The organism is Rhizobium sp. NPDC090275, assembly GCF_044772225.1.
Classification (GTDB): Bacteria; Pseudomonadota; Alphaproteobacteria; order Rhizobiales; family Rhizobiaceae; genus Rhizobium.
On sequence record NZ_JBIVYL010000008.1, the window covers coordinates 1 to 24,742 of the forward strand.

The 24,742-nt window shown below is 62.1% G+C and carries 21 protein-coding genes and 1 pseudogene; 1 reads left to right on the forward strand and 21 read right to left on the reverse strand.

Annotated features, from left to right (window positions below; genetic code table 11):
- Window positions 1–94 precede the first annotated feature (94 nt).
- The 19 genes and pseudogenes from ACIQUB_RS20175 to ACIQUB_RS20265 form a co-directional block, all read right to left on the reverse strand.
- Window positions 95–1,087 (reverse strand): annotated as a pseudogene (locus ACIQUB_RS20175) (YncE family protein); the annotation flags it as partial.
- Between the two features lie 16 nt (window positions 1,088–1,103).
- Entirely contained in the window at window positions 1,104–1,595 is a 492-nt protein-coding gene (locus ACIQUB_RS20180) for a DUF305 domain-containing protein (RefSeq protein WP_402931514.1), read from the reverse strand.
- 73 nt (window positions 1,596–1,668) lie between these two features.
- On the reverse strand, window positions 1,669–2,112 hold the full coding sequence (locus tag ACIQUB_RS20185; RefSeq protein ID WP_402931516.1) for a nuclear transport factor 2 family protein: 444 nt from the start codon (window positions 2,110–2,112) through the stop codon (window positions 1,669–1,671).
- 29 nt (window positions 2,113–2,141) lie between these two features.
- Window positions 2,142–3,410 (reverse strand): epoxide hydrolase family protein, encoded by a 1,269-nt coding sequence (locus ACIQUB_RS20190; protein ID WP_402931518.1) that lies wholly within the window; start codon window positions 3,408–3,410, stop codon window positions 2,142–2,144.
- Between the two features lie 73 nt (window positions 3,411–3,483).
- On the reverse strand, window positions 3,484–3,837 hold the full coding sequence (locus ACIQUB_RS20195) for a putative quinol monooxygenase (RefSeq protein WP_402931520.1): 354 nt from the start codon (window positions 3,835–3,837) through the stop codon (window positions 3,484–3,486).
- Between the two features lie 51 nt (window positions 3,838–3,888).
- A complete protein-coding gene (locus ACIQUB_RS20200) occupies window positions 3,889–4,890 on the reverse strand; it encodes a zinc-binding dehydrogenase (protein WP_402931522.1) in 1,002 nt (333 codons plus the stop codon).
- A 58-nt stretch (window positions 4,891–4,948) separates the two neighbouring features.
- Entirely contained in the window at window positions 4,949–5,704 is a 756-nt protein-coding gene (locus tag ACIQUB_RS20205; RefSeq protein ID WP_402931524.1) for an SDR family NAD(P)-dependent oxidoreductase, read from the reverse strand.
- A gap of 167 nt (window positions 5,705–5,871) precedes the next feature.
- Window positions 5,872–6,813 (reverse strand): LysR substrate-binding domain-containing protein, encoded by a 942-nt coding sequence (locus tag ACIQUB_RS20210; RefSeq protein WP_402931526.1) that lies wholly within the window; start codon window positions 6,811–6,813, stop codon window positions 5,872–5,874.
- A gap of 146 nt (window positions 6,814–6,959) precedes the next feature.
- Entirely contained in the window at window positions 6,960–8,207 is a 1,248-nt protein-coding gene (locus ACIQUB_RS20215; RefSeq protein ID WP_402931528.1) for an amidohydrolase family protein, read from the reverse strand.
- Window positions 8,204–9,781: a gamma-glutamyltransferase family protein gene (locus ACIQUB_RS20220; protein ID WP_402931530.1), complete on the reverse strand. Its 1,578-nt coding sequence runs from the start codon at window positions 9,779–9,781 to the stop codon at window positions 8,204–8,206. Before ACIQUB_RS20220 ends, ACIQUB_RS20215 begins: the two co-directional genes overlap by 4 nt.
- Window positions 9,781–10,974 carry an amidohydrolase family protein gene (locus tag ACIQUB_RS20225; RefSeq protein WP_402931532.1) on the reverse strand — a complete coding sequence of 398 codons (1,194 nt, stop codon included), beginning with the start codon at window positions 10,972–10,974 and terminating at the stop codon, window positions 9,781–9,783. Before ACIQUB_RS20225 ends, ACIQUB_RS20220 begins: the two co-directional genes overlap by 1 nt.
- A 96-nt stretch (window positions 10,975–11,070) precedes the next feature.
- Window positions 11,071–12,171, reverse strand: a complete 1,101-nt coding sequence (locus ACIQUB_RS20230; protein ID WP_402931534.1) for a BMP family ABC transporter substrate-binding protein — start codon at window positions 12,169–12,171, stop codon at window positions 11,071–11,073.
- Between the two features lie 46 nt (window positions 12,172–12,217).
- On the reverse strand, window positions 12,218–13,138 hold the full coding sequence (locus ACIQUB_RS20235; RefSeq protein WP_402931536.1) for an ABC transporter permease: 921 nt from the start codon (window positions 13,136–13,138) through the stop codon (window positions 12,218–12,220).
- Window positions 13,138–14,214 (reverse strand): ABC transporter permease, encoded by a 1,077-nt coding sequence (locus tag ACIQUB_RS20240; RefSeq protein WP_402931538.1) that lies wholly within the window; start codon window positions 14,212–14,214, stop codon window positions 13,138–13,140. The genes ACIQUB_RS20235 and ACIQUB_RS20240 overlap by 1 nt, the downstream gene beginning before the upstream one ends.
- Window positions 14,204–15,775, reverse strand: coding sequence for an ABC transporter ATP-binding protein (locus tag ACIQUB_RS20245; RefSeq protein WP_402931540.1), 1,572 nt, complete (start codon window positions 15,773–15,775; stop codon window positions 14,204–14,206). Before ACIQUB_RS20245 ends, ACIQUB_RS20240 begins: the two co-directional genes overlap by 11 nt.
- A 223-nt stretch (window positions 15,776–15,998) precedes the next feature.
- Complete coding sequence (locus ACIQUB_RS20250) at window positions 15,999–16,697, reverse strand: GntR family transcriptional regulator (protein ID WP_402931542.1); 699 nt, start codon at window positions 16,695–16,697, stop codon at window positions 15,999–16,001.
- A gap of 145 nt (window positions 16,698–16,842) precedes the next feature.
- Window positions 16,843–17,730 (reverse strand): alpha/beta hydrolase, encoded by an 888-nt coding sequence (locus tag ACIQUB_RS20255; RefSeq protein WP_402931544.1) that lies wholly within the window; start codon window positions 17,728–17,730, stop codon window positions 16,843–16,845.
- Window positions 17,731–17,747: 17 nt separating this feature from the next.
- Window positions 17,748–18,836: an ABC transporter substrate-binding protein gene (locus ACIQUB_RS20260; protein WP_402931546.1), complete on the reverse strand. Its 1,089-nt coding sequence runs from the start codon at window positions 18,834–18,836 to the stop codon at window positions 17,748–17,750.
- Between the two features lie 47 nt (window positions 18,837–18,883).
- Complete coding sequence (locus ACIQUB_RS20265; RefSeq protein ID WP_402931548.1) at window positions 18,884–21,109, reverse strand: TonB-dependent siderophore receptor; 2,226 nt, start codon at window positions 21,107–21,109, stop codon at window positions 18,884–18,886.
- Window positions 21,110–21,315: 206 nt separating this feature from the next.
- Here ACIQUB_RS20265 and ACIQUB_RS20270 point away from each other — a divergent pair, with 206 nt between their 5' ends.
- Window positions 21,316–22,302, forward strand: coding sequence for a helix-turn-helix transcriptional regulator (locus ACIQUB_RS20270; RefSeq protein ID WP_402931550.1), 987 nt, complete (start codon window positions 21,316–21,318; stop codon window positions 22,300–22,302).
- A 1-nt stretch (window position 22,303) separates the two neighbouring features.
- Here ACIQUB_RS20270 and ACIQUB_RS20275 read toward each other — a convergent pair whose 3' ends face one another.
- Together ACIQUB_RS20275 and ACIQUB_RS20280 are read right to left on the reverse strand one after the other, a co-directional pair.
- Window positions 22,304–23,707, reverse strand: coding sequence for an LLM class flavin-dependent oxidoreductase (locus ACIQUB_RS20275; protein ID WP_402931552.1), 1,404 nt, complete (start codon window positions 23,705–23,707; stop codon window positions 22,304–22,306).
- Window positions 23,708–23,743: 36 nt separating this feature from the next.
- Window positions 23,744–24,742 (reverse strand): ABC transporter permease, encoded by a 999-nt coding sequence (locus ACIQUB_RS20280; RefSeq protein ID WP_402931554.1) that lies wholly within the window; start codon window positions 24,740–24,742, stop codon window positions 23,744–23,746.

Consider the following 24,742-nt stretch of genomic DNA (forward strand, 5'->3'; position numbering starts at 1 on the left):
AACAACATCAAATCACACATGACGGTCCCTCTGTTCAATCCAAGTGAATCAAAACCGAGGCAACATAACAAGTAATTTAATAGGTCCTGAACCTAGTCAGCGTGTCGATCGCGGCCATCGCATCGGCGTTTTCAAGGCCGACATAGACGCGCGTGCCGTCGCCGGAGGGCCAGACACCGTGTGGCAGGTTGCCGACAGGGATCGTCGCGACCTGTTCGAAATTGTCGGTGCGGAAGACCTTCACCTCGTTGAGGCCGCCAACCGTGATGTAAGCGAAGCTGCCGTTCTTGTTGGTAACGAGGTTGACGTGGTTGGTGATTGGGCCCGTATCGATCGTCTTGATCAGATCGAAAGGCGGCTGGGCATTGAAGACCTGGGTCTTGCCGATGTCCTTCAGGGTAAACCAGACCTGTTTTCCATCCGGCGATGCCGCGATATTGGGGCAGAAGGGGCTTGCCTGCTTCACATGGCCGACAATTTGGTGATCGGCGACGGTGACGACGACCGTCTCGGGATTGAAGGACGAGCAGATGTAGCCGTACTTGCCGTCAGGCGAGAAGATCTGCATGCCGGGACCTGCCGGCACCTTGATCTGCGTCTTCTCCTCGAAGTTGGCGGCGTCGATGACGGAGATATAGTCCTCGCCGCGGACCGTCACCCAGACTTCCTTGCCATCGGGCGTATAAAATGCCTCGTGCGGCGAGCGGCCGACATAGGTGGTGTGCTTCACCGTGTTCGTCGCGGTGTCGATGAAGGTCACGGAATTGGAGCCTATGGAAACCACCGCTATCGTTTTCTTGTCGGGCGAGAAGCCCATGCCGTGGACTAAGACCTGACCCTTGTAGAGCGGCGAGAGGTTGCCAGGCTGCGGATCGCCGAGCTTGATGACGCCGAGAAGCTTGTTGGTGGCCGGATCGGTCACCGACACGGTGTTGGAGAATTGCTCGGCGGCATAGACGCGGTCCTTGCTGCTGACGGGAATGTCCGGATCAGCGGCGGCGAAGGGCGCCTGTCCTGCGAAGGCGGAAAAAGGCAATAGCATGCTGCCCGCCAGCAAGCTGGCGGCAAAAGATGTACGAATGTTCATTGGGAGGACCTCTGGGTTACATCTTCATGTTGGGGTCCATGCCCTGCATGGTCTTGCTGGGCGTGGATCCGGTGGGGGTAGTCTCCGGGGTGACCTGGGTTGGGGCCGCTTCGGATGGGGGGAGCGGATCGCCGATCGCAAGCTTCATGGCCGCGATCTCCTGCTGCTGATCCACGATGATCTCCTGCGCGATGCGCTTGAGCTGTTCGTTCTTGCCGTATTTGAGAACCGCCAGCGCCATCTCGATGGCGCCCTGGTGATGAGGCGTCATCATCGCCACGAAGTCGCGGTCGACATCGCCTGATGGCTTGACCTCCATGTCCGCCATCATCTTGTTCATGGCCGCGTCGTTCTCCGCGAGATAGGCCGCCTCGGGACCGGCGTCATCCATCTGCATCGCCGAATGATCGTGCTGGGCGGGATCATGGGCGAAGGCGGCGCAGGCGCCCGCCGTCGCGAGGATGGTGGCCGCAAGAGCCATCGACTTTCGGGAGGACCAGAGGTTCATCGGCTTCTTCCTTGTTGTTACATCGAGGTAGACACCCGGGCGCAGATTCTATTCCCGAGCGGCGTAACTTTTTTCACGCTTGCTGGAGGGACGCGCCGAGGTTGCCCAACACGCCAAGCTGGCCGAAGATGATCGTTGCGGCCGTGTAGCAATGGAAGGACGTCACCTTGCCGTCCTTCAGATGGAAGACGTCGCAGCAGGGGGCGTGCATTTCCTTGCCTGTGGTCGGGATCGTTCCGGCAGGCAGGGCGAGGGGACCTGAGTGGGTGCCGTTGAGGGTCAGTTCCACGATGACCATGTCGTCGGTCACGTAGAAGTTTCCGAGCTCGCGGTGCATGTCATGAAAGGCGGTGGCGTAGATGTCGACCGTCTTGCCGATATCGTGGCCGTAGTATTTCGCGCCAGCCGACACGTCCCAGAAATAACCGCCCTCAGCGAAGAGGGCGACGAATGCCGCTACGTCCTTCACCTCTGCGGTCCGGTAGAGTTCGCGGATGATTTCTTCGTTGGTAGGCATGTTGTTTCCTTGGCGTTGCTAGAGTCGGATCAGCGGATGGATTTGAAGGCCTTGCGCATTTCCTGCGCGAAGAGGTCGGGTTGCTCGAAAGCGGCGAAGTGACCGCCCTTGTCGACCTCGTTCCAGTAAAAGAGGTTCGGCCAGTGGGCTTCGGCCCACGCTTTCGGTGCGCGGTAGATCTCCTTCGGAAAGATCGTGGCTGCCATCGGCAGTTCGATCCGGCCGGCGTCAAAGCCGCCACCGTTGCGGGCGTTTTCCCAGTAGATGCGGGCGGATGAGGCGGCGGTGTCGGTGAACCAGTAGAGCGAGATGTCATCGAGCATCTCGTCGACCGTGAGCGCGTCTTCCGGTTCGCCGCGATTGTCCGTCCATGCCTGGAATTTCTCGTAGATCCACGTTGCCTGGCCGACGGGTGAATCGGCGAGCGCATATCCGATCGTCTGTGGCCGGGTCGCCTGCTCCTTGAAGTAGCCGAACTGATCGTTCGCGAACTTCATCGCTGCATCCATCGCGGCTTTTTCCTCGGGCGTCGGGTTCTCCGGGAATTTCTCCGGAAAGACCAGCGGCCAGTTCACATGGGCTGCCACCAGCCCATCAGGGCGCACATGTCCGAGCGCATGGGTCACGCCCGATCCCCAGTCTCCGCCCTGCGCGACCCACCTGTCGTAGCCGAGGCGTTTCATCAGCGTGGCCCAGGCATTGGCCGTCCGTACGACTGTCCACCCTTCCGAGGCTGGCTTGTCGGAGAAACCGAAGCCGGGCTGCGAGGGAATGACGACGTGGAACGCGTCCTCGGCCGTGCCGCCGTGCGCGGTCGGGTCGGTGAGGGGGGCAATGACCTTGAGGAACTCGACGACCGACCCTTGCCATCCGTGCGTCAGGATGATCGGCAGGGCGTTTTCATGCTTCGATTTTACATGGATGAAATGAATGCCAAGACCATCGATGCGGGTGCGATACTGCGGAAACGCGTTGATGCGCTTCTCGAATTTCCGCCAATCATATTTGCGCTCCCAATAGGTGATCAAAGACTTAGCCTTGTGGAGCGGAACACCTTGCGACCAGTCAGAGACGGTTTCCTGATTGGGCCATCGCGTATTCTTGAGGCGGCGCTTCAGGTCATCGATGGCGGCTTGCGGAACGGACACCTTGAAAGGCGTGATCTGGTCGGTTGCCGGTGGAAGCAGGATTTCCGCCTGCGCCGCAACCGCTTGAGATGTCAGCGATGCTACGGCGGGTGCTGCCAGGGCGAACTGAAGAATACGCCGGCGCGTTGCGACGGTCGATGGATCGGTCATGTCTTGGTCCTTGGTTTGATTTTCTGTTCCGGCTGCCATGCTGCCGGGGGATCACGATCCGATCCCGATGGCGTCAGGAGACGCGGTCGCGCGGGTCATCGATGTGCTGCTTTGCGACATCGTAGCGGATACCCTGTCGATCGAGGATCCGGACATTCTTCACGACCGTGCTCAGAGCCTTGAGGAAGATCGGCGAGTTCTCGTGCGCTTCGTAGGCGGCTTCGTCTCTCCAGCCCTCGACAAGGTGGAAGGTGTTCGGATCCGTCAGATCCTGCGCGAAGGCGTAGAAAATGCATCCGTCGATCTCGGCTGCCGCCTTCATGTCCGGGATTACCGCGTCGATGAAGGTCTGCCGATCATCCGGGTGAACGCGATAGTAGGCGCTGACGAGCATGTTCGTCGGCAGGGTCTTGTCGTGGTCGGCCATGGCCGTTTTCTCCTTTGGCTGGCTGATGATGTATTTCGGTTGCGGCGGCGCTTAGCGTGACGCGATCAGAACCGTTCCGGATTTGCCGGGCTTTTCGACAAGGGCGGCAGCCTTGCCGACATCCGCGAGATCGAACGTCTGCTCGACCTGAAAGAGCTCCGGCTTGCCGGCTGCGAGATCAAGCGCCAGCTTCAGATCGGCCTTGCGGACGTCTACAGGCAAGCTGGCCCACCGCCCGACCGTCACGCCGGACATGCGAATGTCGCGTGTCGAAAAGTAAAGCGCGGGGACCGAGATCGGCTGCCCGGAAAGATCGCCGTAGGAGACCAGGCTACCGCCTTGGGCGAGCAACCCGACCGCCGCACTGGCCGTCTCGCCGCCAACCGGATCGAGCACGACGCCGATGGGATGGCCGTCGGCGGCCGCAACGACCTTGTCCTGCCAGCCGGGCTTGTCTGTGGAAACCACCGGCAGATCAGGAAACACGACGTTGAGTTCGTTCACGCCGGCTTCGCGCCGGACGATGCCGACGACGTCGAAGCCGCGATCGAGAAGCAGCCCGATCACCAATCTGGCGACCGCGGATCCGGCGGCGGTGAGAACCACGACGTCGCGACCCGGCTTCGCGCCGGATGTCTCGACGGCCCGCAAAAGGAGTGCAGTCGTCAGCGGATTGACGTGCAGCTGTGCTGCGGCTTCGTCCGATACGTTATCGGGGATTTCGGTGACGTATTCGGCCGAGACGATGGCCTTCTCGCTCCAAGCGCCCCTGCCGGGGAAGAAGGCGACGCGGGTGCCCGGCTTCAGATCGACGCCACTGCCCGCTTCCTCGACGATGCCGTAGCCCTCGAAGCCGACGCGCACGCCCTCCTTCGGAAGCGCTGCTCCCGGCTGGTAGCGTCCAGCTATGCCCAGAAGGTCGCCGTGGTGGACCGGCCGGAGAAGTACCCGGATCAGCACTTCGTTGTGCTCTGGATGTCTAGGATCTTCGACGTCGATTGCCTGAAGAACGTCCTCAGGCTTGCCATGCTTGAAATAGACTGCGGCACGCATCGCGAGCTCTCCTTGAGAATGGGAAGTGGAGCGGCTGTTCGCCGCTCCTGCTGTGGGGTTAGACCTGAGCCTGGCCGCCATCGGCGAAGAGCTCTGCGCCGTTGACAAAGCTTGCATCGTCGGAAGCCAGGAACAGGGTCGCCTTGGCGATCTCCTCGGACTCGCCGACGCGGCCGAGCGGGATGCGCGATGCGAGATAGTCGAGCAGGCCCTGCTGCTGCTCCTTGTCGTCGCCGGCGAGTTCGACGAGGCCGGGTGTGCGGGTTGCGCCGGGCGAGACGACGTTGACGCGGATACCGGTGCCCTTGAGATCAAGCGCCCAGGAACGGGCGAGGTTGCGGACGGCGGCCTTGGAGGCGGAGTAGACGGAGAAGGCAGCGGTGCCTTCAGTTCCGGCGGTCGAGCCGGTCAGAACGACCGACGAACCCTTGCCGAGCAGCGGAAGTGCTTTCTGCACCGTAAAGATCACGGCCTTCACGTTGCGGCCGAAGGTGTCGTCGACCTGTTCCTCGGTGATCTGGCCAAGCGGAAGCATGCTGCCGCCACCGGCGTTGACGACGAGGGCGTCGAGGCCGCCCTGTTCCGCCTTAACCTGGGCGAACAGCTTGTCGAGATCAGCGTTATTGGAGGAGTCGGCCTGTACGCCAACCGCGCCATGGCCGATCTCGGCCACTGCCTTGTCCAGCGCATCCTTGCGGCGGCCGGTGATGTAGACGCGAGCGCCTTCGGCGGCGAAGAGCTTGGCGGTCGAGAGACCGATGCCGCTAGTTGCTCCGGTGACGACGGCGATCTTGTTTTCAAGTCTTTTGGTCATTGTACTCTCCTGATGCTGGGCGCGCGAAAGGGTTCAGCCCGAATGCGCGGCCTGTTGAAATTCTGAAACTGTTCGGGAGGTGGCGTTGGCTGTTGGCCTCGTCGCCGTCCGATGAGGAGAAGTTAGTTCGTCAGCTTGGCGGCGAGAAGCCGCTCAGGGTGGAGACATTATCCATGGGGATGGATGGTCTCCGTCGTTACATTGCGTCTGGCATCGACGGCTTCGAATACTTTCGCCGCCCATTCAGTGAAGGCGCGCAGCCGCGGGTTTGGAAATCGATCGGCCGGATAGACGAGGTGCAGCGGATGATTGTCCGGCTTCCAGTCGGGCAACAGCTCGACCAGCGCTCCGCTCTCAAAATAAGGCCGGGCTACGAAACCGAAGCTCTGGCCGATGCCGAGGCCCGCGAGCAGCGCGTTCAGATGCGCGCTGCTTTCGTTGACCGAAACGCCGCTGGAGGTTGGAAGATATTCGCTTCGCTCATCTCCGCGCTGGAACCTCAATGGAAACCTCTTTCCCGATGATGCGGAGAAGTAGCTGACGATCCGGTGCTTTTCGATATCATCCGGCCGCTCCGGCAAAGGCATGCCATCTAAGTAGGTGGGCGATGCGCAAATGACGTAATCCAGTTCGCACAGCTTGCGCGCCTTCATCGACGAGTCCCCAAGGGCTCCGCCGCGAATGACGCAATCGATCCCCTCGCTGATGAGGTCGGCGGGGCGATCGCTGACGCCGAGCATGAGATCGATATCAGGATACTGGCGCTGAAAATCTGAGAGCGCGGGGATGAGTATCTGGTTTGCCAGCACGGAGCCGATATCAACACGCAGCTTTCCCTTGGGCGCGCTGCGGGAACCGGCAACGGTGCCGTCCATGTCATCGAGATCGGCGAGGAGCTTCAGCGCACGCTCATGGTAGGCGACGCCTTCTGTGGTCATCGTAACCGACCGCGTGGTGCGCTCCACGAGCTTCGTTCCGAGGTGCGCTTCAAGATCCTGCACGAGTTTGCTGACAGAGGACCGTGGCAGGTTCAGCGTGTCTGCAGCCTTGGCGAATGACCCGGCTTCCGCGACGCGGACAAATGTTCGAATGGCGAGTATCTGATCCACGGGAGGTCCGGCTGCTGTTGGTTAGACGATGACCATCTAACCGGATCACGATGCCCCGTCATGCAAGTTACTGCGTGATTTGGACGATTGCGCTGTCGACAAAGCGCTCAAGCCAATTTTCTCCTCATTTGCCAAGGCGAACACAGTCAACGCGGCTTGTGAATTTGGGGGTGGCCATTGTGGAAACTCTGGCGACCGCCCTTCCAGCCGGCGACAACCCGGCCGATTTCACGCACAGCCGCCTTCGGCCCCGCGGTGTCGATGAGAATGATCGTAGCCTCTTTGCCCACCGCAAGGCCATGGGGAACGCCGAGCTGGCAAGCAGCGGATCGTGCGACCATGTCGAATACGCCTGATATCTCTGCGTCCCGAGCGAGTTGAGCGACGTTGGCATAGAGGTTGGCCATGCGGATCAGTGAAGCGTCTCCGTAGGGCGTGAACGGGTTGAGGACGTTGTTGGTGGCGATTGAAGTGACAACACCGTGTGCCGCGAGGATATGGGCGGGGGCGACGCCGCGTGGCACCAGATGGTCGTGACCGCGGCCGTTGAGGAAGAGGTCGGTGGCAGGCAGGACGGCCAGCGCGATCCCTGCTTCGGAGAGGTTCTTTGCGATCTCGATTACGGATGCCTCCGGCAATGCCGAGAGGTTGGTGACATGACCGATCGAGACCCGGCCTTGCCAACCGTGGCGTTTGGTGGCCGCGATGACGGCGGGCAGGTCGGTCTTATTGGGGTCGAGGCTGAAGTCGAGATGGAAATCGACAGCGGCATCGTGTTTCACCGCGAGTTCGAAAATCCGCGCAATATGGGCTTCAGGATTGGGGTCGGTGTAGGGGCAGCCACCGATGAGATCGGCGCCGTCGGCGAGTGCTGCGTCGAGCATCGTCAAGGTTTCAGGCTCGTTGGTAAGGCCGTCCTGCGCGAAGGCGCAGATCTCGATATCGATCGCGAAGGAATAGTCCGCTTTGATGCGCTTGATCGCCTCAAAGGAGCGGAAGCCGGCGCGCGGGTCGATCTCGACGAAGGTGCGCATTCGCACCGTGCCATGCGCGATCGCCTTCTCGACGACGCGGGCCGCTCGCTCGTAGACGTCTTCCTCGGTGAAGCCGGGCTTGGCACGTGCTGTTTCGCGCACGGCCTCGGCGAGCGTACCCTCGCAGATCGAGCAGCGATCGAGAATGCAGGCCTTGTCCAGATGGACATGCGTATCGACGAAGCCGCCGAACGCAAAGCTGCCTTCGCCGTCAAAATCCGAAATGGCATCGCAGCGGAAGTTCGGCTCGATCACGGCGATGACGCCGTGATGCACTGCGATATCGACAAGGGCACCATCTTCCTCGATGCGGACATTGCGGATGACGACGTCGAAGAGATGATCGGACATGCTGCTCATAGGCCGATGGCCCCGCCATCGCTGCGTGGGTCGTGCGCGGCTTCCATTCGTCCATCTTCCTGGATGCGGATGATGCCTGCCTGGCCGCCAAGTGGGCTGAGAGCAGAGATGGTCGCGACTTCGTGGCCCATTGAGCCGAGTGCGGCGAGCGTCTCGACGCCGACATTCTCCTCGAGTTTTAGATTGTCACGGCTATCGGAAAAGGTGCGGCCGAGCAGGAAGCGGGGCCGTGATAGGGCGGCCAGCGGATCAAGCCCATGGTCAATCAAAAGGCTAAGCAACAGCGCCAACGTTTGCGGCTGGCCATCCGCGCCCTGCGTTCCGTAGACCAGATGCGGTCGCCCGTCCTTGAGGGCGAGACCAGGGTTGAGCGTGTAGAAGGGTCGTTTGCCAGGTTGGATACAGTTCGGATTTGCGGGATCGGTGCTGAAGGCGGAGCCTCGGTTTTGCCAGAGAATACCGGTGTCGCCGGCAACCACGCCGCTGCCCCAATCGAAATAGATGCTTTGCAGCAGGCAGGCGGCCCGGCCATCGGCATCGACAGCAGCCAGAAACGCGGTGTCGCCCTGCCGGTAGGGAACGGGCCAGTCGGCGGCGCGGTCGGGATCGATTGTTGCGGCCTTTGCGGCCAGACGATCGGGATCAAGAAGCATTCCCGTGGCATCGACGGCGAACTCTGGATCCGTGATCAAATGACGATCGAGGAAGGCCTGTTTCACGGCCTCGACAAGCGCATGGTAGTAGGCAGCGCTGTCGGGCGCCTTATCCTTCGGCGCCAGCTGCGCGAGCACGGCCATGATGCCCAGCGTCGTCACGCCCTGGGTCGGCGGGGGCGGTGCTAGCAGAACGGTGTCGCCATAAGCGAGCCGCACCGGCTCCACCATGCGGGTTCGCGTCGCCGCGAGATCGGCGGCCGTCAGCGGTGAGCCTGCGGCGGCAAGACCGCGCGCGATCCGGCCCGCCAGTTCGCCCTGGTAGAATTCCCTGGCGCCATTTGCAGCGATGGCCTTGAGAGTTTGCGCCAAAGCTGGCTGGCGCTGGATGCCATCTCGCTGGAAGAGGTCGCGAAAGCCCGGCCATGTCTCGGATTCGCCCGCGCGGAAATCGTGCCAGAACGTCTGCGACGGGCTTACGGCAAAGCCGTCTTCGGCGAGTGTGATGGCATGGTGGAGCAATGCAGCAAGTTGCTCGGAGCCGCCCCATACCGTCGCAGAATGATCAAGTACCTTCTCCCAGCTGTCGACCAGGCAGGCGGTGGTCAGCGTCGAGGCGGGACCGCGCGGCGGGATCGGGCCGTCGATCTCGGCATTCGCGGCAGCCTGGCCGATACCGAGGAAGGTGTGTGCATTGCCATCCCGGTCGCAGACCATCCAGACTGCGTCACCGCCAAGGCCGCAGAAATGCGGGTAGGTGATGGAGAGCGCGGCACCGGCGGCGACCAGCGCCTCGATGGCATTTCCGCCGCGCGCTAGCACCTTGGCGCCGGCCTGGCTCGCCGCCCAATGCGGCGTCGTCACCATGCCGTCGCGCGATTGCGCGACGGCTGTTTCGGTCTGCCGGCTCCGGTAGTTCATCAGCGGACCACGGCTCCATTCTCGGCAACCAATCGGCCTTCCTTGAAGACCCGGCGGGGCTTCGGAATGGCGACGACCGCTTCTGGAACATGCTCGGCCGCAAGCGTCACGAAATCGGCCTTCGCGCCAATTTCGATGCCATACCCCTCAAGGTTCAGTGCCTTGGCGCCGGCTGCGGTCACCACGTCGAAGGCGGCGGCAAGTTCTGCGTCGGTGTAGAAGCCGGAGCGATAGGCGATGATCTCGGCGCGGCGCAGCATGTCGCCATCTCCGAAGGGCCACCAGGAATCGCGGATGTTGTCGTTGCCGGAGAAGACCGTGACGCCGGCCGCGCGCAGCAGCGCCACCGGGGGGAAGTTGTGGTTACCAGGCGCATTGGTCATGATCGCGACGCCGCTCTTCGCAATGAGAGCGGCGATCTTCTTGATCGCATCCGGTCCGAGATCGCCGAGGCCATAGGCGTGGCTGACGGCGACGTGGCCTTGCATGCCGAGCGCGACCGTTCGGGCACAGATTTCCTCGATGGTCATCGCGCCCATCGTGCCGGCGTCGTGGAGGTGGATGTCGACGTCGACGCCGCGTTTTTCGGCAATGCCGAAGACCACGTCGAGATGCCCCTTGATGTCGCGGTCGAAGGAGAGCGGATCGAGCCCGCCGACGAGATCGGCGCCCATGCCGATCGCCTCGTCCATCAGTTCAGGTGTGCCGGGGCTTTTCAGGATTCCGCTCTGCGGAAACGCCACCAACTGGATGTCGATGATATCCTTGTAGGCCTTGCGTACGGCAAGAATCGTCTCCAGCGATTTCAGCCCGACCGAGCCGTCGACCATCACATGGCTGCGCATCTGCAGCGCACCGTTTGCGATGCAGAGATCGAGCTGCTTGCGGGCGCGCTCGTCCATCGGCGCGGCTGCCGCCATATTCTCGGCCTGGAAGGCCACGCGCTCGTGCACGTCGAAGCCGTTGGTGCAGGCTTTGTGCGGGATCCACTTGTCGCCATAGAAGCTGGTGTCGAGATGGATGTGCCCCTCGACGAAACTCGGGACCAGAAGCGCGCCGGCAATGTCGACGGTCGTGGCGGCGGCCGGGCTTGCGCCGGCCTTGTTGATTGCCGAGATACGGCCGTCCGAGACGAGGATGTCGTTGAGCGAGCCGTCGGCCAGCTTGGCGTTCGTGAACAGTGTTTCGGTCACTAGGGTCTCCCTTGATGTCTTTGTTCTATCGTTATTTGCGATGCTCCTCCCCAACCAGGGGAGAAGCGATGTCGTGCGGTCGGCGCGGCGCGTCGATCAGTTCTGCGGCAGGGTTCCCTGCACGCCTTCGATCAGCCAGGTCATGCCCTTGATATCGGCATCGGCGAGTTCCTGGCCCTTGGCGACCTTCACGTCACCCTTCTGATCCTTGATCTCGCCGGCAAAGGGCTTCAGCTTGCCGCTGATGATCCCGGCCTCGGCCGCCTTCATTTCGGCGGCGACCGATTCCGGCAGTTCCGAATTGCTCGTCGTCATTTTGACGTAGCCGCCCGGCCCGAGGCCCAGCCAGCGGCTTTCCGGCTTCCAGTCGCCTGCCATCACAGCCTTGGCGGCGTTGATGTGCGCGGCACTCCAGTCCAGTTCGAAGGAAACCAGCTGCTTCTTCTTTACATAGGCGGAGAAATCGCCGGTCGAGCCGATCGACCAGACGCCCTTTTCCTCGGCCGCCAGTCCCTGCACCGGCGTGTTGGGGCTGCCGGAGATCACGTCGGCGCCCTGTGCGATCAGTGCCGCGACGGCGTCCTTTTCCTTGCCGGGATCGACCCAGGCGTTGGCCCAGACAACCTTCAGCGTCACATCGGGGTTGACCGAGCGGGCGCCGAGCAGGAAGGCGTTGAGGCTGTAGATGACCTGTGGCACGGGGAAGGCGCCGACCCAGCCGAGCACGTTGGTCTTGGTCGTGCGGCCGGCGGCGATGCCGGTCAGATAGGTGCCCTCATAGTGGCGGGCTTCGAAGACGCCGAGATTGTTGCCTGCCTCGATACCGGCGCAGCATTCGAAATGCGACTTGGGCAGCATCGGTGCCAGCTTCTTCAGCGATGCGTATTGCGAGAAGGTGGTGCCAAAGATCAGCTTGTTGCCCTGGGCGGAAAGCTGGCGGAACAGGCGCTCGCAATCCTGCACCTGGGCGATGTTTTCGAGCACCGTCACCTTCACCTTGTCGCCGAATTCCTTTTCGAGCGCTTTCCATGCGTTGGCCTGGAAGTATTCCCAGCCCGTATCGGAGATGGCGCCCATATGGATGACACCGACCTTGAGAGGTTCTTCGGCGGCGAGAAGAGGTCTTGCGCCCGCGCCGATCGCAAGCGCGCCGGCCGCGCTGGTTCTCAGGAAGTCGCGTCTGGAAAATGTGGTCATTTCGGTTCCCTCTGTTGATGTTTGATCTGGATGATGGACGGCTGTTTCAGCCCTCGGCGGCAAATGGTTTGCCGAGGGAAGCGGGGACGTTGAGGCGCATCAGCGCGGCGTTGCGCGAGATCAGCACCAGCACGACGATGGTGACGAGATAGGGAAGGGCGGACATGAGTTCCGACGGCAGGCCGATGCCGGCGCTCTGGGCAAAGAGCTGCGCGATGGTGGCGCCGCCGAACAGATAAGCGCCGAGAAAGCAGCGTCCCGCCCGCCAAGTGGAAAAGACCACCAGCGCCACGGCGATCCAGCCGCGCCCGGCGATCAGTCCCTCTGTCCAAAGCGAGGTGTAGACGATCGAGACATAGGCGCCCGCGATGCCGGCGCTGGCGCCGCCGAACAGCGTGGCGAGATAGCGGATCGTGTTGACCGGATAGCCGAGCGCATGCGCGGATGTGGGCGATTCACCGACGGCGCGCAGGATAAGCCCGCTGCGGCTGCGGTTGAGGAAGTACCAGACGCCGGCGAAGAAGACCCAGGACAGCCACGTCAGCGGATGAAGCTGGCCGAGAACCACGCCGAGCAGCGGGATTTTCGCAGCAAGCCTGGATGCCGCCGAAGGCTCGATCACGATCGCCATTCCGATGTAGGGCTTGCCGATGAACGAGGCGAGGCTGGTGCCGAAGATCGTCAATGCCAGCCCGACCGCGATCTGGTTGGCGCGGAAGCCGACGGCAAGAACCGCGAACATCAGGGCGAGCAGTATGGCTGCCAGCATGGCCGCGAAGACGGCAAGCCACAGGCTGCTCGTTGCCATCATGACGATGAAGGCGATCACCGCGCCGATCACCATCATGCCTTCGACGCCCATGTTCAGCACGCCGGAGCGCTCCGCGACGAGCTCGCCGAGTGCTGCGTAGATCAGGGGCGTGCCGGCAACGAGGGTTGCCACGAGAATGGGAAGAATCTGGTCCATCAGGCGGCGGCTCCCTGCCGGTTAGAGGACTGGAAGCGAATTCGGTACTGGATGAAGACATCCGTCGTCAGCAGGAAGAAGAGCAGCGTGCTCTGCAACAGGCCGGTGATTGAAGACGGCATGCCAAGCGACATCTGCGCGACATCGCCCGAGAGGTAGAGCAGCGCCATCAGGAGCCCGGAGAGCAGGATGCCCACCGGGTGCAGCCGCCCGAGGAAGGCGACGATGATCGCCGCGTAACCGTAGCCCGGCGAGGCGGTCGGAAAGATCTGTGCAAGCGGGCCGGCGATCTCGCCGACGCCTGCGATGCCGGCCGCCGCACCGCTCGCCAGCATGCCGATCCAGACCGCGCGGCTGACGCCGAAGCCGGCATAGCGGGCGGCGCCTTCGGAGAGGCCAGTGACCTTGAGCTGGAAGCCGGCGAAGCTGCGGTTCATGAACAGCCAGCCCGCGACAACCGCGCCGAGCGCGAAGAGCACGCTCACATTGGCGCGGGTGTCCTCGATCAGGATCGGGAATAGGGCATCCGGCGCCAGCGGCTCAGACTGCGGGAAGTTGAACCCGGCCGGATCACGCCAGAGGCCGAAGATCAACCAGGACAGCCAGAGTGCGGCGACGTAATTGAGCATCAGGCTGACCAGGATTTCGCTGGCATTGAACTTGACCCGCAACAGCGCGGGGATGGCCGCCCAGAAGATGCCGCCAACGGCGCCGGCGATTACCATCAATGGTAGAACCCACCAGCCGCCGGTCGGCCCAAATTTCAACGCGACATAGCCGGCGAAGATGACGCCTACGGTCAGCTGCCCTTCGGCGCCGACGTTCCAGATGCCGGCACGAAAGCCGATCGCCAGCCCGACGCCGATCAGTACCAAGGGCGCGGCCTTGATCAGCAGTTCGCCGAAGCCGTAGAGATCGGCGAGTGGCGCGGTCAGGAAGGTGATCAGCGCTTCAAGCGGGTTCTGGCCGGCAAGCGCGAAGAGCACCATGGCAACGATCGACGTGAGCCCGATCGCGATGACCGGCGACATCAGGATCATGATGCGCGAGGGATTGGGACGCGGTTCAAAGCGCATGGGCAAGCTCCTTGCTGGCGCGTTCATCTGGCTCGTCGCCGGTATTCTGGCCGGACATGGCAATGCCGATCGCATCGCGGTTCGCCTCGGCGATCGCTATGGCCGCCGTCAGCCGGCCGCCGGCGATAACGGCGATCTGGTCGGAGATCTCGAAGAGCTCGTCGAGCTCCTCGGAAATGACGACGATCGCCGCACCCCGATCGCGCAGGTCGAGCAGCGCCTGGCGGATGACGAGCGCCGCGCCGACGTCAACGCCCCAGGTCGGTTGCGAGACGATCAATACACCCGGCTCCTGCAGGATTTCACGGCCGATGATGAACTTCTGAAGGTTGCCGCCCGACAGGCTGCCGGCTCGCGCCTGTGCGCCGGGTGTTCTGACGTCAAATGCCTGGATGCAGCGCTCGGCATAAGCCTTGACGTGATCGAAGCGGATGAGGCCGGCGCGAACGGCGCCATTGCGATTGGCAGTGAGCAGCACGTTCTCCAGGAGCGGCAGCGAGGGGGCCGAACCCTGCTTCAGCCGGTCCTCGGGAACGGAGCAGAGGCCAAGCCGCCGCCGGCCGGCCGGATCGCGATGGCCCGCCGGCGTGCCGTCGATCATGATCGTGTCGGTGTTCGATAGCGGCGTTTCGCCGGAAAGCGCTGCCAGTAACTCCTGCTGGCCATTGCCCGAGACGCCGGCGATGCCGAGGATCTCGCCACCGCGCACCGCAAAGCTGATGTCGCTGAGTGCCGTTCCGAACGGGTCCTGTGTGGTAAGCGTCAGCCCGGACACGCTGAGACGTGTCTTGCCGGCCGACGTGTCGCCGCGATGACGGAAGCTTGGGAGATCGGCGCCGATCATCATCCGGGCCATCGAGGCCGGGCTTTCCTGTCTTGGATCGCACATGCCGGTGACCCGGCCGCCGCGCAGGATCGTCGCGGTGTGGCAGAGATCCCGGATCTCGTTCAGCTTGTGGCTGATATAGAGAATGCTGCATCCCTCGGCCGCGATCTGGCGCAGCGTTACGAACAGCGTTTCGACCGCCTGTGGCGTCAGCACCGAGGTTGGCTCGTCGAGAATGAGCAGGCGCGGATTTTGCAAAAGCGCGCGGATGATCTCGACCCGCTGCCGCTCGCCGACCGACATCGTATAGATATGCCGCTCCGGCTCCACTGGCAGGCCATAACGCGCGGCGACTTCGGCGATCCTTCTCGATAGCGGTTCGATCGCCGGGCGGCCGGGCAGCGCCAGCGCGATGTTCTCCGCCACCGACAGCGTGTCGAACAGCGCGAAATGCTGGAACACCATGCCGATGCCGAGTTTCTGCGCATCGGCGGGCGAGGCGATCGACACCTCGCGTCCATCCCACAACAGCTCGCCGGAATCCGGCCGCACCATGCCGTAGATGATCTTCATAAGCGTCGACTTGCCGGCGCCGTTCTCGCCGACGACGGCGTGGATTTCGCCCGGACGGACGCAGAGATCGATCCCGTCATTGGCGACGACGGCCGGATAGGCCTTGCGGATTCCTCGCAGTTCGAGGCGGTGTTCGGTATGTGGCGATATCGTATGTGGCATGATGACAATCTTGGCTACATGATCTCTATAATCACGTATGCAACATTGATGCCAGTCAGTATCGATAAGCGAGTCAAAGGCTGCGCAGGCGCGCTATAAGTCTGGATTCATTGCGATAAAATGGCTACGGCGCGAGATTCCGCGCAGATGGGTGCAAAATCGTGAGCGACTTTTCGTCTACATAAAATGCAATTTCATGTATACGTGATTGAAAAAGCGGCAGTCAGTCGGCAGCGCGGGTGGAGAAGCGGGAGAGGATCGAGCCAAGGTCAGGCTCGGCGGCCGCCTCGTCCTCGAACAGCGCGCGGCTTTCCACGGACGAGAGATGATCGTCCATCAAACGCTCGGCAGAGGCGATATCCCCCTTCTTGAGCGCGGCGATGAGCCCGGAGTGCTCGCTGATGGCGCATTCGCTCGAATGCGGGCGGCTGTACATGGCAAGGATCAGCGAGCAGCGCGACACCAACTCGGAGAGATAGCGCTCCAAAAGCGCATTGCCCGCAAGGTCGGCAAGCTTCAGATGGAACTCGCCCGCAAGCCGCGTCGAAAGCCGGACGTCACCCTTGGCATGGGCGGCTTCCTCTTCCTGCACGTGCTCGCGCAAGCCCTTCTCGATAGCCGGGCTCCAGCGTTTGGCCACCGCCTTCATGACTTCGCGCTCCAGCGCACGGCGCACTGCGAACGCGTCGCGTGCTTCCTCAAGGCTCGGTTGGGCGACCGTGGCGGTGCGTTTGTGATAGGTGTCGACCAGCCCCTGCGCCTGCAATTTGGCCAGCACGGCGCGCACCAGGGTGCGGCTCATGGAAAAGTGCCTGCCGATCTCATCCTCCGGCAGCTTGGTGCCGGCTTTGATCGCTTGCTCGATGATGGCCTGTCTAAGGGTGCGATGGGCGATGTCGACGCGGTCGGAATTCGATGACATGGGACTTCAATGAATGTTTCGATGACGTATACGCTATATCGTCATCACGCGTACAACAAGTGCTGAAGCCTATCTCGCAAGCAAGCAGTTATGGCGCCTCCCAAGTGGATGAGTAGGCGCGTCACGATGCCCCGGCTGTTGATAACTATCGTGCCGCAACAAACCGCAATGCGCGACAGAGCATGACCGTGACGATCGTTGAATGGTCCTCGTCGGCGCCGACCTCGAATTTCACCGCCTTTTCGCCGATAACGGGACGGATGGCATCCGCGAACTCCCGCGCGTTGTCGATCATCCGTCGCGCTTCGCGCACTTGATGATAGCGATCCGTCAGGCTTTCCAGGTCCTGCCACGGCGCGAGTTCCTGCTCCCAACGGCCGGCGGAGATATGAAGCCGCGGCGGGCTAGGGGCACGTTCCATCGCGGCGACCGCCTGCATCAGCCCGGCACAGTCCCACCAGATGGAGGGGCTGAAGCTGATATAGCCTGAGAACAACTCAGGGCGGCGGCTCATCAGGTCGAGGACGAAGTAGCCGGCAAGCGAGTGCCCCATCAGCATTCGGCGGCCCGGATCGGCAGGATAGATCGTCTCGATATGCGGCTGTAGCTGCGTGCGCAGAAACGCGACGAATGCGTCCTGTCCGCCGCAGGCGCCGCTGGAGGCATCGGGTAGAGCCGCCTCATCCGGCGCATGGCGCGTGAGGTCGAACTGCCGGCGGTCTATGTTGTAGCTTTCGGTATCAGGGTAGCCGATCCCAACAACGATGGACGGCGATATCCCGGTCGCCTGTGGGCGCCGCGAGACGCGCTTCATCGTTTCTGAGACGGTCACGAAATCGGAATTGCCATCGAGCAGATAGATAACGGGGAAACCCGATGCCGGCGGCTCGACGTCTGGAACCGACACGAAGATTTCGTAATCGAGACCGCTCACGACCGATCGCTGGCGGAACATTTCGCAACCCGCCAGGACATACGGTGTCCGGATCAATGTCGCGGGACATTCAGCCGATTCCTGGTGATGCTGTTTCATGCTGCGATCGCGCCCCGTCATTTCGTCCAATACGCTCCCGTGAGCGGCACGGCCATGAAGCCGCTAAGCTCCTTTCGCACGACCTCCACATCGATATCGGCAAACAGATCCGGATGCACCCAGCGGGCGATCAGCTCAAGTGCCAGAAGATCGAGCGGCGAATTAAAAAGCTGTTGGGAAATGCCGTGAATATTGCCCTTTTCGATCGCCGGAAGCGATGAGAAACCGGGTCGAGCGAGAAGCCGATCCAGCGACGCCTGCGTTTGCGCAGAGCCGTAGTTCGGACCGACCAAGAGACCGCCGCGCTTTTCCATGTATTGGCCGCCGCTGGCGATATAGACATCCGGTTTGGCGGCAAGTGCATATTCCAAGCTGATCTGCCCGGATGGTCTTCCCTTCAGAACCGCGCCGATATTGGCGCCGCCGGCAAAATCGATGAACCGGCCCACATTGCCCGAACCCGGCGAATTGCAGCATGCTTCATCTGTGGACGCATGCGTCTCCATGAAGACGACCGGCTTTTGCAGGGCGCCCGCCTTGCTGATCCTGTCCGTCAGCATGCGTTTCTGTTGCTGCCGGAACGCGACAACCTTCTTCGCCCGTTCATCGCGGCCGATCGCCTTGCCGAGAATATCGAGGCTCTTGTCGCTGTTGACGAAGGGATCGACGGAGAAATCGACGAAGATCACGGGAATGCCGGCCTCGTCGAGCTGCGCCAGTTGCTGCTCCGCCGGACGCGAGTGAAGCGACAGGACCACCAGATCAGGCCTTGCGGCCATCACCTGCTCGACCGCCATGTCCTGCACGTTGCTCGTCGATTTCGGCAAAGTGCCTATTGCCGGGAATTTCGCCAGGTAGGTCGCGTAGAGTTCGCGGCCGAAGCGGTCGATGTCATGCGGCCATGCGGCAACCAGGCTGACGGGATCGTCGCTCAGGAAAGACAGCGCGATGATGAGCCGCCCGTCATCGACCAGAAGCCGGCTCGCCGGCTTCTGGAGGGTAACGCTACGGCCCTTGAGGTCGGTAAGCGTCACCTCAGCATGCGCCGAACCAGCGACGCCTACTACCACAGCCAGCATGGCAATGAGGCTAAACATGCCAAGCATGCAGCGTTTCGTCGAATGGCCCAATCTCGTCACCGCGCCCATCTCCATCACCATTTATAGGCAAGCGTCGCCATGACGGTCCGGCCTGTGCCGTAGAAGCATTGCGCGGCGGAGGCGCAAGCAGCGACATACTCCTTGTTGAAGAGATTCGTCACGTTGACCGCAGCCGTCAGGCCCTTGAAATCAGGATTGTTCTGGCCGAAGTCGTAATGTACGGCCGCGTCGAACAGCGTGTAGCCAGGCACCTTCATCGCGTCGGTATTCGTGGCGTCGCCGTAAGTGCCGCCGATATAGCGCGCGCCGCCGCCGAAACCGAGGCCGGCAAGCGGGCCATCGCTCAGCGTATAATCCGCCCAAAGGTTGGCCATATGCTCCGGCGCGCCAACAGGCGTGTTGCCTTCCACATTCGCGACGTTGCTCTTCGTGACCTTGATGTCGTTGTAGGAGTAAGACGCGATCAGATTGAGGTTATCCGTCACCGCGAACTTCGCTCCCAATTCGACGCCGCGCGAACGAACCTCGCCGGTCTGCGTCTGGCACACCGTTGCACTGCAGCCCATGCTCGTTCCGGTGCCCGGATGGGCGGTGTCCGTCGTGAGTACGTTCTGCTGGGTCAGGTCGTAGAGCGCAACGGTAAAGAGCGCGTCCATGTTCTGCGGCTGATACTTGATGCCGACCTCATACTGCTGGCCCGTCGTCGGCTTGAAGTTGACGCCACCGTAGCCGGTTCCCGTGGTCGGGTCGAAGGAGGTGGAATAGCTGGCGTAGGGGGCAATGCCGTTGTCGAATTCGTAGAGAAGACCGGCTTTCCAGGTGAAGGCGCTGTCGGTCGTGTTGGAATTGCTTGTCACATTCGAGGTGAGATTGGTCGTCGCATTGTCGATGCTCGCCCAATCCTGGCGGCCGGCGAGAACGAAGGACCAATTGTCCATCTTCATCTGATCCTGGATATAGACGCCGGTCTGCCGGCGCGTCTGAGCCTGATGCCCGGTGAACTTAACGTTCGGAGCGGCCTCGTATACGGGGTTGAGATAGTTTAGGTAGGTGGTCGCGCCGTTGCCATAAGTCGAGTTCGCGTCCACCTGCTGGTAGTCGAGGCCCAAAAGCACCGTGTGCTCCAGTGCACCCGTATTGAAATCCGCCTGCGCCTGGTTGTCGACGGCCAGCGCGTTGAACTGTTCGACATAGTGGGTCGACTGGCGTGAAAGGCATAAGTAGCTCACGCCACCGCAACTCGCGGCACTTGCCCATGGGGCGCCCGGCGCGACAGAGTAGGCCTTGAACTCGCTCTCATTATGCATGAAGCGCAGGTTCTGGCGCACCGTCCAGGTATCGTTCAGGTGCTCCTCGAACTCGTATCCCAGCGTCGCCTGCGTGCGCTCGAACTGGTTGTAGTTCGGGTTGCCGCTGAAGAAATCGTAGGGGATCTGGCCGTTCGGGTTCGTCTGCAGTGTGCCGAGCGCCGGCATCCAGTTCGTCAGCGCGGCGTTTGGATCGCGTGTATAGCTCGCCTTCAGGGTCAAGGTCGTGTCGCTGTCGGGCGCCCAGGTGACCGATGGTGCCAGCGCGACGCGTGAGCTGTCCGAATAGTCAATGCCGAGGTTGTATTGGGTGGCGATGCCGGTCAGCCGGTAGAGAAGCTGATCATTGCCGGCGACCGGCCCCGTGAAATCGAAAGCCGCTTCGGAGCGACCATTGTTGCCGAAACGCGTCAACACCTCATGGGAGGCTTCCGCTTCCGGCTCCTTGCTCACCAGATTGACGAGGCCGCCGGGATTGCCGGAACCGTAGAGCACCGATGCCGGCCCGCGGGTGATATCGATACGATCAAGGAAATATGGATCGACCGACGGCACATTGTAGTTGAGCCCCGTCGGCAGCCTCAGACCATCCCAATAATGGATGTAGTTTGCGGCGCCGCCGAAACCGCCGAATCCGCGGATGAAGACGCTGTCGAACCGGTCACCGGGTCGCGAGCCCGTCGTGACGCCCGGTTCGTAGCGCAATGCGGCTGCCACGCTGGTCGCGCCGCGCTTCTCGATGTCCTCTTGCGTCACCACGGAGACCGACTGAGGCGTCTCGATGAGCGGCGTGTCGGTCTTGGTACTGGAGCGCGAGCGTTTGGCGACCGGACCCTTATCCTTCGCGCCGTCTGCCGTGATGGTGATCTTCTGCAGATCGGTCGCCGTCTGTTCCTGCGCGCCGACGGTGGCCGCTCCGAGAATGGCGGGCGTGACGACCGCTGCGCTGAGGAGAATTCGAATAGAAACCATTATGTCCCTCAGTCACCCACGAGGCATATGCTGTCCAGTCCAAAGACCGGAAACAAACGCTCGTTTAAAATATGATGGAATTAATCATGTTTATTCTCTATACGGCGAAGGGGATGTCGGGCCACCGCGAACTTGTTTGAGAAAGCCTCAATATCGTTTGCGGAACACACGGTGGTGGCGCGGCATCATAAAACGGGACTGGTTCGATGAATTCCCTGGTCAAGGCGCAGGATTTTTTTGATCATTTGCAGAAGGAGAACCAATCCTTCCGCCTGCTCGCATCCAACCGGCAGGGCGAGGACACGCTTCTGCGCGGCCGCTTCCAGAAGACACAGATCCGCAGCGGGCTTACCGTCCATTATTCCGACGTGACCAATCTTTGCGACCTACGCACCGAAACCGAAGCGCCGCCGCATCTTGGCATCAAGCTGTTCTTCCAGGGCGGTGTCAGCGCCAGTATCGGTGACAAGGATATTCCGATGCCGGAGCAGCAATCCGGTTCGGGACGCTGGGTGCCCTCAGCCACGCTGTTCTATCAAAGGGAACGGGAGGTCTTTCGCAGGCGCGCGGCGATCGGCGATCGGGTGAGGAAGCTCACCATCAAGATCTTCCCGGAATGGCTGGAATCAGGGGATGTGCTTGGTGGGTCCGGCGCCGATGCGCTGAGGCAGTTCACCTCGACCACGCTCGCGGCTCAATCCTGGAAGCCGAGCGCTTCGCTGATCGCGCTTGCCGAACAGGTGATCAACCCTGCCGGCGTCGAAACCTATCTATCGCGCCTCTATATGGAAAGCCGCATCCTGCAGATCATCGCGGATGCTTTCTCTCAGATCACGAATACTGGCCATGCTCAGCCCGAGCCTCACAGCCTCAGCCCCGTCGAACGCCAGCGCCTGACGCGCGCGGAGGACTTAATCGCGATCAACGGCCCGCCGCTTTCCGTAGACACACTGGCGGCGGAGATCGGCGTGGGCGTCAACACGCTCCAACGTCTGTTCCACAACGCCTACGGGACGACCGTGTTTCACTATATCCGCAAAATCAAGCTGGATGAGGCCCGCGTGGCGTTGGAAACCGGCAAGATGACCATCGCGCAGGCAGCGTTCGTCGCCGGCTATTCAAGCGCCGCGAATTTCGCCACGGCCTTCCGCAAAGTCTTCGGCTTTTCGCCGAAGGACGCGCGCTCCAGGTAGGCTAAGCACCAATCACGCTCTTTATGATTGCATCCTGCGTCTCAAGATAGCGATAGCCCGCCCCCGGGTGCGGCGTCTGCAATCGGGGGCCAAGGCCGAACAGCTTTTCCCGCAGGGTGCCTTTACGATAATCCTTCTTGTACACGCCTCGCTTCTGCAATTCCGGCACGAGCAGATCGACCGCGTCCTCGAAGCTCTCGGGCGTGATGGCATAGGCGAGGTTGAAGCCGTCGACATCGGTATCCTCGACCCATTCCTGCAACAGGTCGGCGACCGTCTGCGGCGAACCGACGAAAACAGGGCCGAAGCCGCCGACTCCAACCCAGTCGGCCATCTCGCGTACCGACCAGACCTTATCAGGATCGATCGTCGTGAAGGTCTCGACGGCGGATTGCACCGCGTTGGTGTAGCGGTGGCGGAGCGGCTCGTCGGGCGAGAACTGGCCGAAATCGATGCCCGTCCAGCCGGAGATCAGCGCCTGCGCGCCCTCGAAGGAAGCGTAGCGGCGATAGTCGTCGAACTTCTTCTTCGCTTCCGCATCGGTCTCGCCGAGGATCACGGTCTGCAGATTGAAGGCGAGGATCTCGCGTGGATTGCGACCGGCGCGCTCGGCTGCCTCCCGGACATTGGCGACATAACGCTTCAGCACCGGCTTAGAGGGCGCTGCGACGAAGATACATTCGGCATGCTCGCCCGCAAAATCCTTGCCACGGCTGGACGCGCCAGCCTGATAGAGCACCGGTGTGCGCTGTGGGGAGGGTTCGCTGAGGTGAATGCCCGGCACCGTGAAGTGCTTGCCTGCGTGGCCGATCGGGTGGACTTTCTCCGGATGCGTGAAGATGCCGGCGGCGCGATCACGAACGACGGCGTCATCTTCCCAGCTACCCTCCCAAAGCTTGTAGCAGACCTCCAGATACTCCTCCGCCAGATCGTAGCGGTCGTCGTGCTTGGTCTGGGCGGATTGCCCGATATTGAGCGCACCGCTGTTGAGATAGGAGGTGACGATGTTCCAACCGACGCGGCCCTTTGTCAGGTGGTCGAGTGTCGAGATGCGCCGGGCGAAGGTGTAGGGATGCTCGAAGGAGAGCGACGCCGTCAGCCCGAAGCCGAGGTTTTCCGTGACATAGGCCATGGTCGGGATCAACTGCAGCGGGTCGTTGACCGGCACTTGCGCGGAATGGCGAAGTGCCGCATCGACATTGCCGTGGAGCACATCGTAGACACCGAGCACGTCCGCGATGAACAGGCCGTCGAACTTGCCGCGCTCCAGCGTTTTTGCCAGATGCACCCAGTAGTCCATGTCCTTGTAGGTCCAGGACTTGTCGCGCGGATGTCGCCAGAGGCCCGGCGACTGGTGTCCGACGCAGTTCATGTCGAAGGCGTTCAATCTGATTTCACGGCTCATGTCATTCTTCCTGCGTATTGTCTGGACACACGCCGATCAGGCGCCGCCGGTCTTTCGGTTGATGAAGCTGAAGGCGAGCACGGCGAAGATGAGCGTGCCGGTGCCGACCTGCTGCCAGTAGAAATTCAGGCCGGTGAGCAGCAGCCCGTTGGCCACGATGCTCAGAAGCAGCACGCCGAGCACCGTGCCGGCAATATTGGGTCGGCCGAGCGGCGAGAGCGTCGTGCCGATGAAGGTCGCGCCGATCGCGTTCAAGAGAAACGCGTTGCCGGAGGAGGGGATGTAGACGGTGACCGTCGCCGTCAAGATCAGGCCGGCGATGGCGGCGACAATTGCGGTCAGAATGAAGGTCACGGCGACGTGCCGGCCAAGGCCGATGCCGGAATAGCGCACCACGCTCGGCTGGATGCCGATCGCGAGCACCACGCGGCCAACGCGTGTGCGGGCGAAGATGAATGCGGCGGCGGCAATGACCACGATCGCGATCAGTAGCGGCAGCGGAAAGCCTGATATCGTGCCGTGGCCGATGAAGCGGAAGGCGTCGGGTACGCCCGATGGCGGCAGATAGACCGGGTTGCCGCCATTGGTCAGCAGTTGCTGGACGCTGCGGCCGATGAACAGCGTGCCGAGCGTCGCCAGAAACGGCGAGACGCCGATCCCCGAGATCAGCACCGCGTTGAAGGCGCCGACGGCCGCGCCGGCGGCGAGGCCGCCAACTAGGCCGATCGCAACCGGCTGCCCGGCAAGGACCAGCGAGACGAAGGCGAAGCTTGCGAAATCGACCGCCGTGCCGACCGAGAGATCGATGCCGCCGGCTGATACCGCGAAGGTCATGGCCACGGAGACGATCGCAAGCAGCGTGAAGTTGTTGACGAGAAGGCTCTGCAGATTGCCTGCAGTCAGGAACGTCGGCGTCGCCAGGGAGAAGGCGGCAAAGACGGCGACGAGCGCCAGGATCAGGCCGTAGCGCGCGAGACCCGAGAGCACACGATGATGCCCGGGCGCGGCGGGAGAGTGGGAAGCTGAAAGCGACAT

Bases quoted from the DNA above. Each gene is read 5' to 3' on its own strand.
- ACIQUB_RS20220 (WP_402931530.1), bottom strand. From the start codon at position 9,781: ATGAACTACCGGAGCCGGCAGACCGAAACAGCCGTCGCGCAATCGCGC.
- ACIQUB_RS20240 (WP_402931538.1), bottom strand. From the start codon at position 14,214: ATGCGCTTTGAACCGCGTCCCAATCCCTCGCGCATCATGATCCTGATG.
- ACIQUB_RS20250 (WP_402931542.1), bottom strand. From the start codon at position 16,697: ATGTCATCGAATTCCGACCGCGTCGACATCGCCCATCGCACCCTTAGA.
- ACIQUB_RS20190 (WP_402931518.1), bottom strand. From the start codon at position 3,410: ATGACCGATCCATCGACCGTCGCAACGCGCCGGCGTATTCTTCAGTTC.
- ACIQUB_RS20235 (WP_402931536.1), bottom strand. From the start codon at position 13,138: ATGGACCAGATTCTTCCCATTCTCGTGGCAACCCTCGTTGCCGGCACG.
- ACIQUB_RS20270 (WP_402931550.1), top strand. From the start codon at position 21,316: ATGAATTCCCTGGTCAAGGCGCAGGATTTTTTTGATCATTTGCAGAAG.
- ACIQUB_RS20245 (WP_402931540.1), bottom strand. From the start codon at position 15,775: ATGCCACATACGATATCGCCACATACCGAACACCGCCTCGAACTGCGA.
- ACIQUB_RS20185 (WP_402931516.1), bottom strand. From the start codon at position 2,112: ATGCCTACCAACGAAGAAATCATCCGCGAACTCTACCGGACCGCAGAG.
- ACIQUB_RS20205 (WP_402931524.1), bottom strand. From the start codon at position 5,704: ATGACCAAAAGACTTGAAAACAAGATCGCCGTCGTCACCGGAGCAACT.
- ACIQUB_RS20215 (WP_402931528.1), bottom strand. From the start codon at position 8,207: ATGAGCAGCATGTCCGATCATCTCTTCGACGTCGTCATCCGCAATGTC.
- ACIQUB_RS20255 (WP_402931544.1), bottom strand. From the start codon at position 17,730: ATGAAACAGCATCACCAGGAATCGGCTGAATGTCCCGCGACATTGATC.
- ACIQUB_RS20275 (WP_402931552.1), bottom strand. From the start codon at position 23,707: ATGAGCCGTGAAATCAGATTGAACGCCTTCGACATGAACTGCGTCGGA.
- ACIQUB_RS20260 (WP_402931546.1), bottom strand. From the start codon at position 18,836: ATGCTTGGCATGTTTAGCCTCATTGCCATGCTGGCTGTGGTAGTAGGC.
- ACIQUB_RS20180 (WP_402931514.1), bottom strand. From the start codon at position 1,595: ATGAACCTCTGGTCCTCCCGAAAGTCGATGGCTCTTGCGGCCACCATC.
- ACIQUB_RS20195 (WP_402931520.1), bottom strand. From the start codon at position 3,837: ATGGCCGACCACGACAAGACCCTGCCGACGAACATGCTCGTCAGCGCC.
- ACIQUB_RS20280 (WP_402931554.1), bottom strand. From the start codon at position 24,742: ATGTCGCTTTCAGCTTCCCACTCTCCCGCCGCGCCCGGGCATCATCGT.
- ACIQUB_RS20230 (WP_402931534.1), bottom strand. From the start codon at position 12,171: ATGACCACATTTTCCAGACGCGACTTCCTGAGAACCAGCGCGGCCGGC.
- ACIQUB_RS20200 (WP_402931522.1), bottom strand. From the start codon at position 4,890: ATGCGTGCCGCAGTCTATTTCAAGCATGGCAAGCCTGAGGACGTTCTT.
- ACIQUB_RS20265 (WP_402931548.1), bottom strand. From the start codon at position 21,109: ATGGTTTCTATTCGAATTCTCCTCAGCGCAGCGGTCGTCACGCCCGCC.